At 52.4% G+C, this 16,812-nt stretch carries 17 protein-coding genes; 8 read left to right on the plus strand and 9 right to left on the minus strand.

Annotated elements, in window-relative coordinates:
• Positions 1 to 32: 32 nt before the first annotated feature.
• Complete coding sequence (zipA, locus tag ACJHWT_RS04640) at positions 33 to 1,031, minus strand: cell division protein ZipA (RefSeq protein ID WP_001317975.1); 999 nt, start codon at positions 1,029 to 1,031, stop codon at positions 33 to 35.
• A gap of 229 nt (positions 1,032 to 1,260) precedes the next feature.
• On the opposite strand from zipA, the gene cysZ reads away from it, so the two are divergent.
• From cysZ to crr, 5 genes are all read left to right on the plus strand, one after another.
• Positions 1,261 to 2,022, plus strand: a complete 762-nt coding sequence (cysZ, locus tag ACJHWT_RS04645) for a sulfate transporter CysZ (protein WP_000254833.1) — start codon at positions 1,261 to 1,263, stop codon at positions 2,020 to 2,022.
• Between the two features lie 184 nt (positions 2,023 to 2,206).
• On the plus strand, positions 2,207 to 3,178 hold the full coding sequence (gene cysK / locus ACJHWT_RS04650) for a cysteine synthase A (protein WP_000034402.1): 972 nt from the start codon (positions 2,207 to 2,209) through the stop codon (positions 3,176 to 3,178).
• A 383-nt stretch (positions 3,179 to 3,561) separates the two neighbouring features.
• Complete coding sequence (gene ptsH / locus ACJHWT_RS04655) at positions 3,562 to 3,819, plus strand: phosphocarrier protein Hpr (protein WP_000487600.1); 258 nt, start codon at positions 3,562 to 3,564, stop codon at positions 3,817 to 3,819.
• 44 nt (positions 3,820 to 3,863) lie between these two features.
• Positions 3,864 to 5,591: a phosphoenolpyruvate-protein phosphotransferase PtsI gene (gene ptsI, locus ACJHWT_RS04660; protein WP_000623136.1), complete on the plus strand. Its 1,728-nt coding sequence runs from the start codon at positions 3,864 to 3,866 to the stop codon at positions 5,589 to 5,591.
• 40 nt (positions 5,592 to 5,631) lie between these two features.
• Positions 5,632 to 6,141 carry a PTS glucose transporter subunit IIA gene (gene crr / locus ACJHWT_RS04665; protein WP_000522247.1) on the plus strand — a complete coding sequence of 170 codons (510 nt, stop codon included), beginning with the start codon at positions 5,632 to 5,634 and terminating at the stop codon, positions 6,139 to 6,141.
• Between the two features lie 41 nt (positions 6,142 to 6,182).
• Here the strand turns inward: crr and pdxK are convergent, their stop codons facing one another.
• Positions 6,183 to 7,034, minus strand: coding sequence for a pyridoxine/pyridoxal/pyridoxamine kinase (gene pdxK, locus ACJHWT_RS04670; protein WP_000096679.1), 852 nt, complete (start codon positions 7,032 to 7,034; stop codon positions 6,183 to 6,185).
• Between the two features lie 104 nt (positions 7,035 to 7,138).
• Here pdxK and ACJHWT_RS04675 point away from each other — a divergent pair, with 104 nt between their 5' ends.
• On the plus strand, positions 7,139 to 7,507 hold the full coding sequence (locus ACJHWT_RS04675; protein WP_000719926.1) for a YfeK family protein: 369 nt from the start codon (positions 7,139 to 7,141) through the stop codon (positions 7,505 to 7,507).
• Positions 7,508 to 7,509: 2 nt separating this feature from the next.
• Here ACJHWT_RS04675 and cysM read toward each other — a convergent pair whose 3' ends face one another.
• From cysM to murR, 7 genes are all read right to left on the minus strand, one after another.
• Positions 7,510 to 8,421, minus strand: a complete 912-nt coding sequence (gene cysM / locus ACJHWT_RS04680; RefSeq protein WP_001317976.1) for a cysteine synthase B — start codon at positions 8,419 to 8,421, stop codon at positions 7,510 to 7,512.
• A gap of 133 nt (positions 8,422 to 8,554) precedes the next feature.
• Complete coding sequence (gene cysA, locus ACJHWT_RS04685; RefSeq protein WP_000021031.1) at positions 8,555 to 9,652, minus strand: sulfate/thiosulfate ABC transporter ATP-binding protein CysA; 1,098 nt, start codon at positions 9,650 to 9,652, stop codon at positions 8,555 to 8,557.
• Positions 9,642 to 10,517, minus strand: a complete 876-nt coding sequence (gene cysW, locus ACJHWT_RS04690; protein ID WP_000852686.1) for a sulfate/thiosulfate ABC transporter permease CysW — start codon at positions 10,515 to 10,517, stop codon at positions 9,642 to 9,644. Before cysW ends, cysA begins: the two co-directional genes overlap by 11 nt.
• Positions 10,517 to 11,350, minus strand: coding sequence for a sulfate/thiosulfate ABC transporter permease CysT (gene cysT, locus ACJHWT_RS04695; protein WP_000458406.1), 834 nt, complete (start codon positions 11,348 to 11,350; stop codon positions 10,517 to 10,519). Before cysT ends, cysW begins: the two co-directional genes overlap by 1 nt.
• Positions 11,350 to 12,366, minus strand: a complete 1,017-nt coding sequence (gene cysP / locus ACJHWT_RS04700; protein ID WP_000290223.1) for a thiosulfate/sulfate ABC transporter substrate-binding protein CysP — start codon at positions 12,364 to 12,366, stop codon at positions 11,350 to 11,352. Before cysP ends, cysT begins: the two co-directional genes overlap by 1 nt.
• A 170-nt stretch (positions 12,367 to 12,536) precedes the next feature.
• Entirely contained in the window at positions 12,537 to 13,328 is a 792-nt protein-coding gene (gene ucpA, locus ACJHWT_RS04705; RefSeq protein WP_000517443.1) for an SDR family oxidoreductase UcpA, read from the minus strand.
• Between the two features lie 128 nt (positions 13,329 to 13,456).
• Complete coding sequence (gene murR, locus ACJHWT_RS04710; RefSeq protein ID WP_000966481.1) at positions 13,457 to 14,314, minus strand: HTH-type transcriptional regulator MurR; 858 nt, start codon at positions 14,312 to 14,314, stop codon at positions 13,457 to 13,459.
• 171 nt (positions 14,315 to 14,485) lie between these two features.
• On the opposite strand from murR, the gene murQ reads away from it, so the two are divergent.
• Complete coding sequence (murQ, locus tag ACJHWT_RS04715) at positions 14,486 to 15,382, plus strand: N-acetylmuramic acid 6-phosphate etherase (RefSeq protein ID WP_001175617.1); 897 nt, start codon at positions 14,486 to 14,488, stop codon at positions 15,380 to 15,382.
• A 3-nt stretch (positions 15,383 to 15,385) separates the two neighbouring features.
• The gene (murP, locus tag ACJHWT_RS04720; RefSeq protein ID WP_001040487.1) at positions 15,386 to 16,810 is read left to right on the plus strand and encodes a PTS N-acetylmuramic acid transporter subunit IIBC; all 1,425 of its coding nucleotides are present in this window, start codon (positions 15,386 to 15,388) and stop codon (positions 16,808 to 16,810) included.
• Positions 16,811 to 16,812 lie beyond the last annotated feature (2 nt).

Here is a 16,812-nt window from a genome sequence, read left to right on the forward strand (position 1 = left end):
GTTCGAAGAGGAGTTAATTTGCCTTAAGTGTATCAGGCGTTGGCGTCTTTGACTTCGCGGATGATGTCCTGGTACTCGCGCAATTTCTGCGGAGTCATCATACGGCGCTGATCGTCAAGCACTACACCGCCCACTTCATCGGCAATATGCTGCGCAGATTGCAGCATCAGCTTGAAGTTCTGCAGCTCGTCACCGTAAGACGGTACCTGCATAAAGATAGTGACACCCGGAGTAGTGAAATCCTTCATTTCAGGATCAAAGGTTCCCGGTTTCACCATATTCGCCAGGCTGAATAACGCCGGGCCGCTGCCATCCGGGCTAAGATGACGATGGTAAATATTCATATCGCCAAAAATGAAGCCCGCTTGTTGAATGCTGTTAAGAAGCAGTTCACCGTTTAGCTCGCTACCGTGATGCGCCGCGACGTTCATGATAATCACCGCTTCTTTGCGCTTCGGTTTATCCATAACTGGAGCCGGTTCCGCTACAGGCTCAGGCTGTGGTGCCGCTACGGGTTCTGCAGGCTGGAAAGCCTGTTGTGCCGGTTGCGGTGCTGAATGCACTGGCTGCGGCGCTGACGCGACTTGTGGCGAAACTGGCTGCTGCAACGGCTGTTCAGGCTGCGGCTGATAGGCAGGCTGCTGCACGGGTTGCTGCACCGGCTGCGCTGGACGCGGAGCATGTTGCGGCGGTACCTGCGCTTCAGGCGGCTGCTGGACCGGTTGACGCGGCTGCGCAGACGCATAAGGCGGTTGGTACTGGTGTTGCGGCGACGGACGAGCAGCCTCATGCTCCTGGGCGTTAGCCGGGGCATGATTCACGCGGTGAACACGAACCTCACCAACGCCCTCATCATCTTCGACATCCTCGTCATAAGAATCGTCGTCACGTTTTGACTTCATTCGTTTTAATGGCCGATCGCGGAACATAGAAGATCGTTCTTTACGGCTGGTCCAGAAACCATGTACCAGTAAAGCGATTATGGCGATCGCGCCAACAATGATTAATATCAGACGCAAATCCTGCATCATTATATTCTCTGTTGTTCTAACACCTTGCCACCACGGCAAACATTTACTCACTAAGAGTATTTGCCGATTACCTCAAGTGCAAGTGCACTATTAACTTTCACAGCACAAAGATAGATGAAATCGTGCTTTTTGCTGTTTTTTCGAACATATCCTAACTGTCCATTGCGCAATTACCCGGTAAAATACGCAGAATTTTCCTGGGATTGGTCAAAAGGAGCTCATCCTGATTATGGTTTCATCATTCACATCTGCCCCACGCAGCGGTTTTTACTATTTTGCGCAAGGCTGGAAGCTCGTCTCGCAACCTGGGATTCGGCGTTTCGTTATTTTACCGCTGCTGGTCAATATTTTGTTGATGGGGGGCGCATTCTGGTGGCTCTTTACGCAACTCGATGTCTGGATCCCGACTCTCATGAGTTATGTTCCGGACTGGTTACAATGGCTGAGCTATCTGTTGTGGCCTCTGGCTGTCATCTCTGTGCTGTTAGTGTTTGGCTATTTCTTCTCAACGATTGCTAACTGGATTGCCGCTCCGTTCAATGGTTTATTGGCTGAACAACTGGAAGCACGATTGACTGGCGCTACACCGCCAGATACCGGGATTTTCGGTATCATGAAAGATATGCCGCGAATCATGAAACGCGAATGGCAAAAATTTGCCTGGTATCTGCCGCGCGCAATTGTATTGCTAATTCTTTACTTCATCCCTGGTATTGGGCAAACCGTCGCGCCGGTACTTTGGTTCCTGTTTAGCGCCTGGATGTTAGCCATCCAGTATTGCGATTACCCCTTCGATAACCACAAAGTGCCGTTTAAAGAGATGCGCACCGCCCTGCGCACACGCAAAATCACCAATATGCAGTTTGGTGCTTTAACCAGCCTGTTTACGATGATCCCTCTGCTTAATCTGTTCATCATGCCCGTTGCCGTTTGTGGTGCGACGGCGATGTGGGTCGATTGCTATCGCGATAAACACGCGATGTGGCGGTAACAATCTACCGGTTATTTTGTAAACCGCTTGTGTGAAACAGGGGTGGCTTATGCCGCCCCTTATTCCATCTTGCATGTCATTATTTCCCTTCTGCATATAGATATGCTAAATCCTTACTTCCGCATATTCTCTGAGCGGGTATGCTACCTGTTGTATCCCAATTTCATACAGTTAAGGACAGGCCATGAGTAAGATTTTTGAAGATAACTCGCTGACTATCGGTCACACGCCGCTGGTTCGCCTGAATCGCATCGGTAACGGACGCATTCTGGCGAAGGTGGAATCTCGTAACCCCAGCTTCAGCGTTAAGTGCCGTATCGGTGCTAACATGATTTGGGATGCCGAAAAGCGCGGCGTGCTGAAACCAGGCGTTGAACTGGTTGAACCAACCAGCGGTAATACCGGGATTGCACTGGCCTATGTCGCTGCCGCTCGCGGTTACAAACTTACCCTGACCATGCCAGAAACCATGAGTATTGAACGCCGCAAGCTGCTGAAAGCGTTAGGTGCAAACCTGGTGCTGACCGAAGGTGCTAAAGGCATGAAAGGCGCAATCCAAAAAGCAGAAGAAATTGTCGCCAGCAATCCAGAGAAATACCTGCTGCTGCAACAATTCAGCAATCCGGCAAACCCTGAAATCCACGAAAAAACCACCGGTCCGGAGATCTGGGAAGATACCGACGGTCAGGTTGATGTATTTATTGCTGGCGTTGGCACTGGCGGTACGCTGACCGGCGTCAGCCGCTACATTAAAGGCACCAAAGGCAAGACCGATCTTATCTCTGTCGCCGTTGAGCCAACCGATTCTCCAGTTATCGCCCAGGCACTGGCTGGTGAAGAGATTAAACCTGGCCCGCATAAAATTCAGGGTATTGGCGCAGGTTTTATCCCGGCTAACCTCGATCTCAAGCTGGTCGATAAAGTCATTGGCATCACCAATGAAGAAGCCATTTCTACCGCCCGTCGTCTGATGGAAGAAGAAGGTATTCTTGCAGGTATCTCTTCTGGAGCAGCTGTTGCCGCGGCGTTGAAACTACAAGAAGATGAAAGCTTTACCAACAAGAATATTGTGGTTATTCTACCATCATCGGGTGAGCGTTATTTAAGCACCGCATTGTTTGCCGATCTCTTCACTGAGAAAGAATTGCAACAGTAATGCCAGCTTGTTAAAAATGCGTAAAAAAGCACCTTTTCAGGTGCTTTTTTGTGGCCTGCTTCAAACTTTCGCCCCTCCTGGCATTGATTCAGCCTGTCGGAACTGGTATTTAACCAGACTAATTATTTTGATGCGCGAAATTAATCGTTACAGGAAAAGCCAAAGCTGAATCGATTTTATGATTTGGTTCAATTCTTCCTTTAGCGGCATAATGTTTAATGACGTACGAAACGTCAGCGGTCAACACCCGCCAGCAATGGACTGTATTGCGCTCTTCGTGCGTCGCGTCTGTTAAAAACTGGCGCTAACAATACAGGCTAAAGTCGAACCGCCAGGCTAGACTTTAGTTCCACAACACTAAACCTATAAGTTGGGGAAATACAATGTTCCAGCAAGAAGTTACCATTACCGCTCCGAACGGTCTGCACACCCGCCCTGCTGCCCAGTTTGTAAAAGAAGCTAAGGGCTTCACTTCTGAAATTACTGTGACTTCCAACGGCAAAAGCGCCAGCGCGAAAAGCCTGTTTAAACTGCAGACTCTGGGCCTGACTCAAGGTACCGTTGTGACTATCTCCGCAGAAGGCGAAGACGAGCAGAAAGCGGTTGAACATCTGGTTAAACTGATGGCGGAACTCGAGTAATTTCCCGGGTTCTTTTAAAAATCAGTCACAAGTAAGGTAGGGTTATGATTTCAGGCATTTTAGCATCCCCGGGTATCGCTTTCGGTAAAGCTCTGCTTCTGAAAGAAGACGAAATTGTCATTGACCGGAAAAAAATTTCTGCCGACCAGGTTGATCAGGAAGTTGAACGTTTTCTGAGCGGTCGTGCCAAGGCATCAGCCCAGCTGGAAACGATCAAAACGAAAGCTGGTGAAACGTTCGGTGAAGAAAAAGAAGCCATCTTTGAAGGGCATATTATGCTGCTCGAAGATGAGGAGCTGGAGCAGGAAATCATAGCCCTGATTAAAGATAAGCACATGACAGCTGACGCAGCTGCTCATGAAGTTATCGAAGGTCAGGCTTCTGCCCTGGAAGAGCTGGATGATGAATACCTGAAAGAACGTGCGGCTGACGTACGTGATATCGGTAAGCGCCTTCTGCGCAACATCCTGGGCCTGAAGATTATCGACCTGAGCGCCATTCAGGATGAAGTCATTCTGGTTGCCGCTGACCTGACGCCGTCCGAAACCGCACAGCTGAACCTGAAGAAGGTGCTGGGTTTCATCACCGACGCGGGTGGCCGTACTTCCCACACCTCTATCATGGCGCGTTCTCTGGAACTGCCTGCTATCGTGGGTACCGGTAGCGTCACCTCTCAGGTGAAAAATGACGACTATCTGATTCTGGATGCCGTAAATAATCAGGTTTACGTCAATCCAACCAACGAAGTTATTGATAAAATGCGCGCTGTTCAGGAGCAAGTGGCTTCTGAAAAAGCAGAGCTTGCTAAACTGAAAGATCTGCCAGCTATTACGCTGGACGGTCACCAGGTAGAAGTGTGCGCTAACATTGGTACGGTTCGTGACGTTGAAGGTGCAGAGCGTAACGGCGCTGAAGGCGTTGGTCTGTATCGTACTGAGTTTCTGTTCATGGACCGCGACGCGCTGCCCACTGAAGAAGAACAGTTTGCTGCTTACAAAGCAGTGGCTGAAGCGTGTGGCTCGCAGGCGGTTATCGTTCGTACCATGGACATCGGCGGCGACAAAGAGCTGCCATACATGAACTTCCCGAAAGAAGAGAACCCGTTCCTCGGCTGGCGCGCTATCCGTATCGCGATGGATCGTAAAGAGATCCTGCGCGATCAGCTCCGCGCTATCCTGCGTGCCTCGGCTTTCGGTAAATTGCGCATTATGTTCCCGATGATCATCTCTGTTGAAGAAGTGCGTGCACTGCGCAAAGAGATCGAAATCTACAAACAGGAACTGCGCGACGAAGGTAAAGCGTTTGACGAGTCAATTGAAATCGGCGTAATGGTGGAAACACCGGCTGCCGCAACAATTGCACGTCATTTAGCCAAAGAAGTTGATTTCTTTAGTATCGGCACCAATGATTTAACGCAGTACACTCTGGCAGTTGACCGTGGTAATGATATGATTTCACACCTTTACCAGCCAATGTCACCGTCCGTGCTGAACTTGATCAAGCAAGTTATTGATGCTTCTCATGCTGAAGGCAAATGGACTGGCATGTGTGGTGAGCTTGCTGGCGATGAACGTGCTACACTTCTGTTGCTGGGGATGGGTCTGGACGAATTCTCTATGAGCGCCATTTCTATCCCGCGCATTAAGAAGATTATCCGTAACACGAACTTCGAAGATGCGAAGGTGTTAGCAGAGCAGGCTCTTGCTCAACCGACAACGGACGAGTTAATGACGCTGGTTAACAAGTTCATTGAAGAAAAAACAATCTGCTAATCCACGAGATGCGGCCCAATTTACTGCTTAGGAGAAGATCATGGGTTTGTTCGATAAACTGAAATCTCTGGTTTCCGACGACAAGAAGGATACCGGAACTATTGAGATCATTGCTCCGCTCTCTGGCGAGATCGTCAATATCGAAGACGTGCCGGATGTCGTTTTTGCGGAAAAAATCGTTGGTGATGGCATTGCTATCAAACCAACTGGAAACAAAATGGTCGCGCCTGTAGACGGCACCATTGGTAAAATCTTTGAAACCAACCACGCGTTCTCTATCGAATCTGATAGCGGCGTTGAACTGTTCGTCCACTTCGGTATCGACACCGTTGAACTGAAAGGCGAAGGCTTCAAGCGTATTGCTGAAGAAGGTCAGCGCGTGAAAGTTGGCGATACTGTCATTGAATTTGATCTGCCGCTGCTGGAAGAGAAAGCCAAGTCTACCCTGACTCCGGTTGTTATCTCCAACATGGACGAAATCAAAGAACTGATCAAACTGTCCGGTAGCGTAACCGTGGGTGAAACCCCGGTTATCCGCATCAAGAAGTAATTCTTGCCGCAGTGAAAAATGGCGCCCATCGGCGCCATTTTTTATGCTTCCGCCAGCGGCGGCAAAATCAATTCATCGCTCTCATGCTGCTGGGTGTAGCGCATCACTTCCAGTACGCGTAATCCCGCGCTATGTACCGCGTCAGTTAATTCCTTACCTTTCAACAAGCCACTGATAAGCTGAGCACAAAACAGGTCGCCAGTCCCTTTCAGGTCAGTTTTAACCCGTGAATGGGAAATGACATTCACGCTGTCGGCACTGACCACCACCACCTGCATCTCCTGATTTTCTTCATTACCGGAGGCGCTGGTAATCACCACCCATTTTAATGTGTCTGAAAGCAGACTTTTTGCGGCAGCAATAGCACTGTCGAGATCGCGGCAATTTTTACCGGTCAGGATTTCCAGCTCAAAAATATTGGGGGTAATTCCCTGCGCCAGCGGCAGTAAATATTGTCGATACGCCTCGGGAAGGTCAGGTTTGACATAAATTCCGCTATCAATATCGCCAATCACTGGATCGACCATGATCAATAGGTTAGGATGATCTTTGCGTAGCGCAGTCAGCCACTCGGCAAGGATTTTGATTTGCGATGCCGTTCCCATATAGCCCGTGGTTACAGCACGAAGTTGGCGCAACGCATCACGCTCCTGAAGCGCACGCAAATAGCCGCTAAACCATTCGTCCGGAATCGCACCACCGTAGAAAGTGTCATAATGCGGTGTATTGCTCAGCAATACCGTCGGCACGGCAAAGACATTCAGGCCGTTCTGTTTGATAGCAGGCACGGCAATGCTGTTGCCTACGCTGCCGTACACTACCTGCGACTGCACGGCGACGATATCCGCCTGCAATGCCCTGCTCTTATCGTTAAACAACAACAAACTACTCATTTAATTTTTTCTCCTTGCCGATGATCCTCATCGTATTCCAACCGAAACTTTACCTGATTCTGGCAGTCAAATCGGCTATTACAAAACAAGGATAAGGTAATTCAGTGAAGAAAATCATTTGTCTGGCCATTACGCTGCTAATGACACTCCCCGCTTACGCGAAGTTAACTGTTCATGAAGAAGCCCGCATCAACGCCATGCTGGAGGGATTAGCACAGAAAAAGGATTTGATATTTGTGCGCAACGGTGATGAACATACCTGCGATGAAGCGGTTTCCCACCTGCGTCTGAAGCTCGGCAATACCCGTAACCGCATTGACACTGCCGAGCAGTTTATTGATAAGGTGGCCTCGTCGTCATCGATTACCGGGAAGCCGTATATCGTGAAGATGCCCGGTAAAAGCGATGAGAACGCACAACCTTTTTTACATGCGCTAATTGCGCAGACGGATAAAACAGTGCCTGCGCAATAATCTTAAATCCCCGCCCCCTGGCTAAAGTGTTCTTCCCCAAACACGCCGGTGGAGAGGTAGCGATCGCCGCGATCGCAGATGATCGCCACAACCACCGCGCCGGGGTTAGCTTTTGCCACGCGCAGTGCTCCGGCAACCGCGCCGCCGGAGCTAACGCCACAGAATATTCCTTCCCGCACCGCCAGTTCACGCATGGTGTTTTCCGCATCGCTCTGATGAATATCCAGCACCTCATCCACCAGCGAAGCGTTGAAAATCCCCGGCAGATATTCCGCAGGCCAGCGGCGAATGCCGGGAATGCTACTGCCCTCTTCCGGTTGCAGGCCGACAATGGTCACCGGTTTGGATTGTTCGCGCATAAAGCGTGACACGCCGGTGATGGTGCCGGTTGTTCCCATGCTGGAGACAAAATGGGTAATGCGCCCGCCGGTTTGCTGCCAGATTTCCGGCCCGGTGGTGGTGTAATGGGCGTAAGGGTTATCGGGATTATTGAACTGATCGAGCAGCTTTCCTTCACCACGATTCGCCATCTCCAGCGCCAGATCGCGCGCACCTTCCATGCCCTGCTCTTTGGTGACAAGAATCAGTTCCGCACCGTATGCCAGCATCGCCGCACGGCGTTCCTGGCTCATGTTGTCGGGCATCAGCAATTTCATGCGATAGCCTTTAAGCGCGGCAATCATTGCCAGCGCAATGCCGGTGTTACCACTGGTGGCTTCGATTAAGACATCACCCGGTTTAATTTCCCCGCGCTTTTCCGCCTCGACGATCATCGAAAGCGCCGCACGATCTTTCACCGAACCTGCCGGGTTATTGCCTTCCAGTTTCAACCAGACTTCACTGCCGTTATTCGGCCCCATTCGCTGCAACTTCACCAGAGGCGTATTGCCAATTGTTTGTTCTAATGTACTCACGATCTCTATCCATACGTGGTGTTGCCTGATGCGACGCTTGCGCGTCTTATCAGGCCTACAGGTTACAAACCTTGCCATTAAAAAGCCCGGATCGCGGGAAGCGCCTCCGGGCGTTTAACATTCACTCAACGTATCAGGCGCTTTGTGCGAGAGCAAGTTCCTCATCGCGGGTTTCAATACGCTCGTCGCCGTTATACAGCCGCGCATGTTGCAGACCAACGAATAAACGCTCGCCACGTTGCGGGGCGTCGTCGCCGTGCATCACGACCGTCAGCGCTTCGTTGTACCACCCCAGCGGCTGCACGACTAATTGGGTGTAGTGGCCTTTCGGGCTGGCTTCCAGTACCTGTACCGGCAGCGGCGAATCGAGGCTGGTACGGCGGCTGATATCCACTTCCCACGGGCGCAGGAAGAGATCCACCGGCCCCTGATACGCAGGTGTATAGCCCAGCGGCCAGCGATGTGCGCCAACATGGAACTGCCCGCCGCGAATGGTTCCCTGCAGGCGGTTCACTTCGCCCATAAATTCGAGCACAAAGCGGGTCGCTGGTTCGCGCCATACCTGATCCGGCGCATCAGCCTGCTCGATATTGCCCTGGCTCATCACCACTACACGATCGGCTACTTCGGTCGCTTCTTCCTGGTCATGGGTCACGAATACGCTGGTAAATTTCAGTTCTTCATGCAGTTGACGCAACCAGCGACGCAGCTCTTTACGCACCTGCGCATCCAGCGCGCCAAACGGTTCATCAAGCAGCAGAATTTGCGGTTCTACAGCAAGCGCACGCGCCAGCGCCACACGCTGTTTCTGCCCGCCGGAAAGCTGCGCCGGATAACGATCCGCCAGATGCGCAAGCTGGACCATCTCCAGCAATTTTGTCACTTTCGCTTTGATGGCTGCGGCATTCGGGCGCTCGCGACGCGGCAGTACCGTCAGGCCAAAAGCGATATTGTCGAACACCGTCATATGGCGGAACAGCGCGTAATGCTGGAACACGAAACCGACTTTACGGTCCCGCGCGTGCAGACGGCTGACGTCAGTGCCATGGAAGCGAATATGCCCACTGGTTTGATGCTCCAGCCCGGCGATAATCCGCAGCAGCGTGGTTTTCCCGGAACCGGACGGCCCCAGCAACGCGACCATCTGACCAGAAGGAATATCCAGCGAGATATCGTTCAGCACCTGGGTGCGACCAAAAGACTTCTTAATATTGGCAATCTCAATGCTCATGATGTTCCTCCTGCTGCGCGCGTTTTTCCTGATTCTCCAGACGCCACTGCAACATACTCTTTAAAAACAGGGTGATAATGGCCATCAGCGTCAACAACGCGGCAGCGGTAAAGGAGCCGACGGTGTTGTAGTCTTGCTCCAGCAATTCAATCTGTAACGGCAGCGAAAGTGTTTCGCCGCGAATCGAGCCGGAAACCACCGACACCGCACCAAACTCGCCAATCGCGCGGGCGTTGGTCAGCACCACGCCATAAAGCAGCGCCCAGCGGATGTTCGGCAGCGTGACGCGGCGAAACATCTGCCAGCCAGACGCGCCAAGCAAAATCGCCGCTTCGTCTTCCTGGCTGCCCTGGCTTAACATCACCGGCACCAGCTCACGCACCACAAACGGACACGTCACGAAGATGGTGACCAGCACCATTCCCGGCCAGGAGAACATAATTTGCAGATTATGTTCATCCAGCCAGCCACCGAGCGGGCCGTTAGAGCCGTAAAACAGCAGATACACCAGACCGGCAACCACCGGCGACACGGCAAACGGAATGTCCAGCAGCGTCAGCAGCAACTGGCGTCCGGGGAAGTTAAAGCGCGTCACCAGCCAGGCCAGCAGAATGCCGAACACCAGGTTCACCGGCACGGCAATCAGCGCAATCATCACCGTCAGCCAGATGGCGTGCAGCATGTCCGGATCGGCCAGATTCTGTAAAACTGGCATCAGCCCTTTGCTGAATGCCTGCACGAAGATGTAAATCATCGGCACCAGCAGGATGAACGCCGAAACCAGCATCCCGATGCCAATCAGAAACCATTTGCCCCAGTTAATCGGGCGCGCGTCATAACGCTTCAATTGGGTAACTTCCGCCATTAATGACCTACCACACGCCGACCAAAGCGACTTTGCAGAGTGTTAATTGAGAACAGCAGCAGCAGGGATGCCGCGAGGATCACCGAAGCAATCGCGCTCGCCGCCGGGTAATCAAACTCCTGTAAGCGAACAAAAATCATCAGCGACGTCACTTCCGTCTTCCAGGCAATGTTCCCGGCGATAAAAATTACCGCGCCAAACTCACCGAGGCTGCGGGTAAACGACAGCGCCACGCCCGCCACCAGCGCCGGAGAAAGCTCCGGCAGCACCACTTTGCAGAAACTCTGCCAGCGCGTTGCGCCGAGCGTTTCTGCCGCTTCTTCATATTCCGGGCCTAACTCTTCCAGCACCGGCTGCACGGTACGCACCACAAACGGAATACTGGTAAAAGCCATCGCCACCGCAATCCCCAGCCAGGTATAGGTAACTTTGATATCAAACTTCGCCAGCCATTCACCGTAAAAACCGTTCACGGAAAAGAGCGAGGCCAGCGTCAAACCGGCGACTGCCGTTGGCAGCGCAAAGGGTAAATCCATCAGCGCATCAAGCAGCGTGCGGCCCGGAAAGCGATAGCGGGTTAAGATCCACGCCATCAGCAAACCGAAAACGCCGTTAAAAATTGATGCCACAAACGCTGACAGCAGCGTCACTTTGTAGGCCGCGACCACCTGCGGGTTGGTGATCACCTCCCAGTACTGCGCCCAGCTCATCTGAGCCAGCTGCATCACCAGCGCGGAGAGCGGCAGCAGCAAAATCAGGCACACAAACAGCAGACTGGTGCCGAGGCTTAAGGTAAAGCCCGGCAGCACGCGTCTTGATGAAACTGCAAACATTAATTACGCCCCGCCGCTAACAGCTTGTCTAACTCGCCGCCGCTGGTGAAGTGGGTTTTCATCACTTCCGGCCAGGAGCCAAATTTGTCTTCCACGCGGAACAGTTCGGTCTGCGGGAATTTGTCTTTCAGTTTGTCCATGACTTCCGGGTTATTTACGCGGTAGTAATAGTCGGTGATGATGGTCTGCGCCTGCGGGCTGTAGAGCCAGTTCAGGTAGGCTTTTGCTGCTTTTTCCGTACCGTTGGCCTGCACGTTTTTATCGACCCACGCCACCGGGAATTCCGCCAGAATGTTGGTTTTCGGAATCACCACTTCAAAGCCCTGCGCTTCATACTGTTTGCGGATGTTGTTCACTTCCGACTCGAAGCTGATCAGCACATCGCCCAGGCCGCGCTCGGCAAAAGTGGTGGTCGCGCCACGACCGCCAGTATCGAACACTTCAACGTTTTTCAGGAACTGGGTCATAAACTGTTCGGTTTTGGCTTTGTCGCCACCGTCAGCTTTATCCGCTGCGCCCCATGCCGCCAGATAGGTATAACGCGCGTTACCGGAGGTTTTTGGGTTCGGGAAAATCAGCTTCACGTCGGAGCGCACGAGGTCGTTCCAGTCGTGGATATTCTTCGGGTTGCCCTTACGCACCAGGAAGCCCATGGTGGAGTAGAACGGCGAGCTATTATTCGGCAGGCGCGACTGCCAGTCGGCCGGGATCAGCTTGCCTTTATCGTGCAGGATTTGTACGTCGGTCACCTGGTTATAAGTGACAACGTCTGCTTTTAAGCCCTGCAAAATCGCCAGCGCCTGTTTTGATGACCCTGCATGAGATTGTTTTATCGTCAGTTTGTCGCCGCCGTTATCTTTTGCCCATTGTTGCTCAAACGGCGGATTCAGGGCGGCAAACAGCTCGCGGGAGACGTCATAAGAACTGTTCAGCAGTTCCGTTGCCTGTACATGGCCCGCCAGCAGCAGAGAAGCGACCAGCGCGAGTGAGTTCTTTTTCAGTAAGTTAACGGCCATTGCGCACCCTTATAAATTTAATGACTTTCTAATAGCCATCATATTTATAACGGACGTGAAAGGAGTAACGGTTTTATATACCGTTTGGTGATTTGGAAGTTGAAAAGGGAATAAGAACCGGGTTCAAGACGAAATCCTCCCCACAAATGCAGGGAGGAAACAGAGGTGAATCAGATGCCGACGCTAACCGTCTCCGGCAGTGTGCTGCCGCCATCAATCACATTCTGTGTACCGGTTAAATAACTTGATTCATCCGATGCGAGGAAGGCTGCCAGTTCGCCGACTTCCAGCGGATCGGCGAGGCGACGCATCGGGATTGCTTTTGCCATTTCAGTCAGCACCGATTCTGGATCTTCCGGGTTCGACTGGCGGGCAATGCTTTCCGCCATTGGCGTGCGTACGTATCCCGGGCAGATGGCGTTAACGCGAATACCAGACTGCGCGTACTCCACCGCCAGCGATTTAGTCAGGCCAACAATCGCCGCTTTCGTTAAGGCATACGCCGTTTCACCCGGATCGGCCACCATATCGCCAGTGACTGAAGACATCATCACAATGCGACCATCTTTGCGGGCAATCATCTCCGGCAGCACCGCCTTCGTGACGTTCCATACGCCTTTAATATTGATATCAATATGGAAATCGCGATCTTCATCGCTCATATCGAGGAAACTGCCCAGACGACAAACGCCTGCGTTATTCACCAGGATATCAATGCGCCCTTCTTTTTCCTTCGCGCGCTTGATAGCTGCGGCGACCGACGCCGGGTCACGCACATCGGCGACAACCGCCGTACAGCGATGACCACGACCACACAGTTCGTCCGCCAGCTTTTCGATCTCAGGGGAGATATCCAGCAAGATTAGGTTTGCGCCATGACGCGCAAAAGTTCTGGCAATTCCTTCGCCAATTCCCTGCAATGCGCCCGTAATCAGTGCTGTCTTGCCCGTGAGTTTACCCATTTTAATGCTCTCCTTGTTAATACAGAGCGTTACACTCCATTCCCTCTGAAAATACAGGATAAACAAAATATTGCTGCGGATCAGCTCACTAATTCAGGAAAATCTCAATCCAGTCGCTGCTTTATGCATCATTTCAGGCGTTGCGTTAGCTCACTGCTGCGCTCAATCATTTTCAATGACTCCACATCATTGAGTTGCACAAGGCCAACAAACAGTAAATCGGTAACAGAATTTTGCGCCGTGCGGGTGGACATCGACGAGCTGCGCCATTCGGTTTCGCCAGAAACGGTATCGAGGGTGTAATGCGCCAGCCGCCGCAGCGGGGAATCGGTTAACGAGGTAATGGCAATCACCGTTGCCCCCTGCTTTCGTGCTGCCTCGGCGCACAAGACAATCTCTTTTTTACTGCCGCTGTAAGAGATAGCGATTTGTACATCGCCTTTTTTCAGCGCCTGGGAAACGGTGGCTTGTACATGCGTGTCAGCTTCACAGGCCACACGATAACCAATTTTCATCAGTTTGAATGAAAGATCGCGCCCCACCAGCGCCGACCCACCCAGGCCCGTTATCTGGATAAACGGTGCTTTACTGATGACCTCAATGATTTTTTGCAACCGCGCGTAGTCGAACAACGCACAGGTTTGCTCCAGCGCCAGCTCTTTTTCGCGATTCAATTTGCGGGCAATCACTTCCAGCGAATCATCACTGGTAATCGAACTGTGCAGGTGCAGCGCCGTGGCATTCGTTTTCTCCCGGCTAGCACTGTATTCGCCAATTAACGCCATACGCAATTCAGTAAATCCTTGCGCGCCGAGCTTCTGGGCAAACTTCACAATACTCGACTGGCTAATACCGAGCTGTTTCGCCATATTTCGTGAAGAAACGGATTTCAGTTCGCTCACCCTGGCTTGCAGAAAGTCGGCTATCTTTTGCTCATTTTCAGTAAAGTCACTTTCTGCATTGCGTAATTTTGTCAGGTACAACATCTTCCACTCCCTCACCACATCCTGCGCGCAGCATAGCACACGGATTTTGCCCTTTGACGCTCTTCACACTCTGTGATTTCAGACTCAATGATTCCTTTAAAACTAGCAAATTGAGATATATGATTCCATACATCTGCAATTATTTGATCGTAAATAGTAAGGTCACCACCGATGCAACTTGAAAAGATGATTACTGAAGGCTCGAACGCCGCCTCGGCTGAAATTGACCGCGTATCGACGCTGGAAATGTGCCGGATTATCAACGATGAAGATAAAACTGTACCACTCGCCGTTGAGCGCGTACTGCCGGATATCGCCGCGGCGATCGATGTTATCCACGCCCAGGTAAGCGGCGGCGGGCGTCTGATTTATCTCGGTGCGGGAACATCCGGTCGTCTGGGGATTCTGGATGCCAGCGAATGTCCGCCCACCTACGGCGTTAAACCGGGTCTGGTGGTTGGTTTGATTGCTGGAGGCGAATATGCCATTCAGCACGCGGTGGAAGGCGCTGAAGATAGCCGGGAAGGTGGTGTTAATGATTTGAAAAACATCGGCTTAACCGCGCAGGATGTGGTGGTTGGCATTGCGGCCAGTGGTCGCACGCCGTATGTAATTGCCGGACTGGAATACGCACGCCAGCTCGGCTGCCGCACAGTGGGAATTTCCTGTAATCCCGGGAGCGCCGTTTCAACCACCGCTGAGTTTGCCATTACGCCAGTTGTTGGGGCCGAAGTGGTCACAGGTTCTTCGCGAATGAAAGCAGGTACGGCGCAGAAACTGGTGCTCAATATGCTCTCCACCGGGCTGATGATTAAATCCGGCAAAGTGTTCGGCAACCTGATGGTCGATGTGGTCGCCACCAACGAAAAATTGCATGTGCGCCAGGTCAATATCGTCAAAAACGCTACCGGATGTAGCGCAGAGCAAGCGGAAGCGGCATTGGTTGCCTGCGAGCGCAACTGTAAAACGGCCATTGTGATGGTGCTGAAAAATCTCGATGCCGCAGAAGCTAAAAAACGCCTTGATCAACACGGCGGCTTTATTCGTCAGGTTTTAGACAAGGAATAACCCATGGCCAAAGAGATCAGCAGTGAACTTCTGAACACCATTCTTACCCGTGTCGGCGGACCGGGAAATATCGCCAGTTGTGGTAACTGTATGACGCGCCTGCGTCTGGGTGTACATGACAGTTCACTGGTTGATCCCAATATCAAAACGCTGGAAGGCGTGAAGGGCGTCATTTTGACCAGCGATCAGGTGCAGGTGGTTTTTGGGCCGGGCAAAGCGCATCGTGCCGCAAAAGCCATGAGCGAGTTGCTGGGCGAAGCACCCGTGCAGGATGCCGCAGAAATCGCCGCCCAGAATAAACGTCAGTTAAAAGCCAAACAAACCTCCGGCGTGCAACAATTTCTCGCCAAATTCGCCACCATCTTCACGCCGCTGATCCCCGGTTTTATTGCCGCCGGTCTGCTGCTGGGGATAGCGACGTTAATTGCCACGGTGATGCACGTTCCGGCAGATGCTCAGGGCACGCTACCCGACGCGCTGAATTTTATGAAGGTGTTCAGCAAAGGTTTGTTCACCTTCCTGGTGATTCTGGTGGGCTATAACGCGGCCCAGGCGTTCGGCGGCACGGGCGTCAATGGCGCAATTATCGCCGCGCTCTTTTTGCTCGGTTATAACCCTGCTGCCACCACTGGTTACTACGCCGGATTTCACGATTTCTTCGGTCTGCCTATCGATCCGCGCGGCAATATTATCGGCGTGTTGATTGCCGCGTGGGCCTGCGCCCGCATCGAAGGCATGGTGCGCCGCTTTATGCCGGACGATCTCGACATGCTGTTGACCTCGTTAATCACCCTGCTGATCACCGCTACGCTGGCCTACCTGATCATTATGCCGCTGGGCGGCTGGCTGTTTGAAGGCATGTCGTGGCTGTTTATGCACCTGAACAGTAATCCGCTCGGTTGTGCAGTATTAGCCGGGCTGTTCCTGATCGCCGTGGTGTTTGGCGTGCATCAGGGCTTTATTCCCGTTTACCTCGCGTTAATGGATAGTCAGGGATTCAACAGCTTATTTCCCATCCTTTCAATGGCAGGCGCGGGCCAGGTGGGCGCGGCGCTGGCACTCTACTGGCGGGCGCAACCGCATAGCGCATTACGCAGTCAGGTACGCGGGGCGATTATTCCCGGTCTGCTGGGTGTTGGCGAACCGCTGATTTACGGCGTCACCCTGCCCCGCATGAAACCGTTTGTTACCGCCTGTTTAGGTGGCGCAGCGGGTGGTTTGTTTATCGGGCTGATAGCCTGGTGGGGCCTGCCGATGGGCTTAAACAGTGCCTTTGGGCCGTCTGGTCTGGTGGCGCTGCCGCTGATGACTTCCGCACAAGGCATCCTTCCGGCAATGGCGGTTTATGCAGGCGGGATTCTGGTGGCATGGGTTTGCGGGTTTATTTTCACCACGCTCTTTGGCTGCCGTAACGTCAATCTGGACTGATA

This window comes from Escherichia sp. WS338, from assembly GCF_046486405.1.
In the GTDB taxonomy this organism is placed as follows: Bacteria; Pseudomonadota; Gammaproteobacteria; order Enterobacterales; family Enterobacteriaceae; genus Escherichia; species Escherichia coli.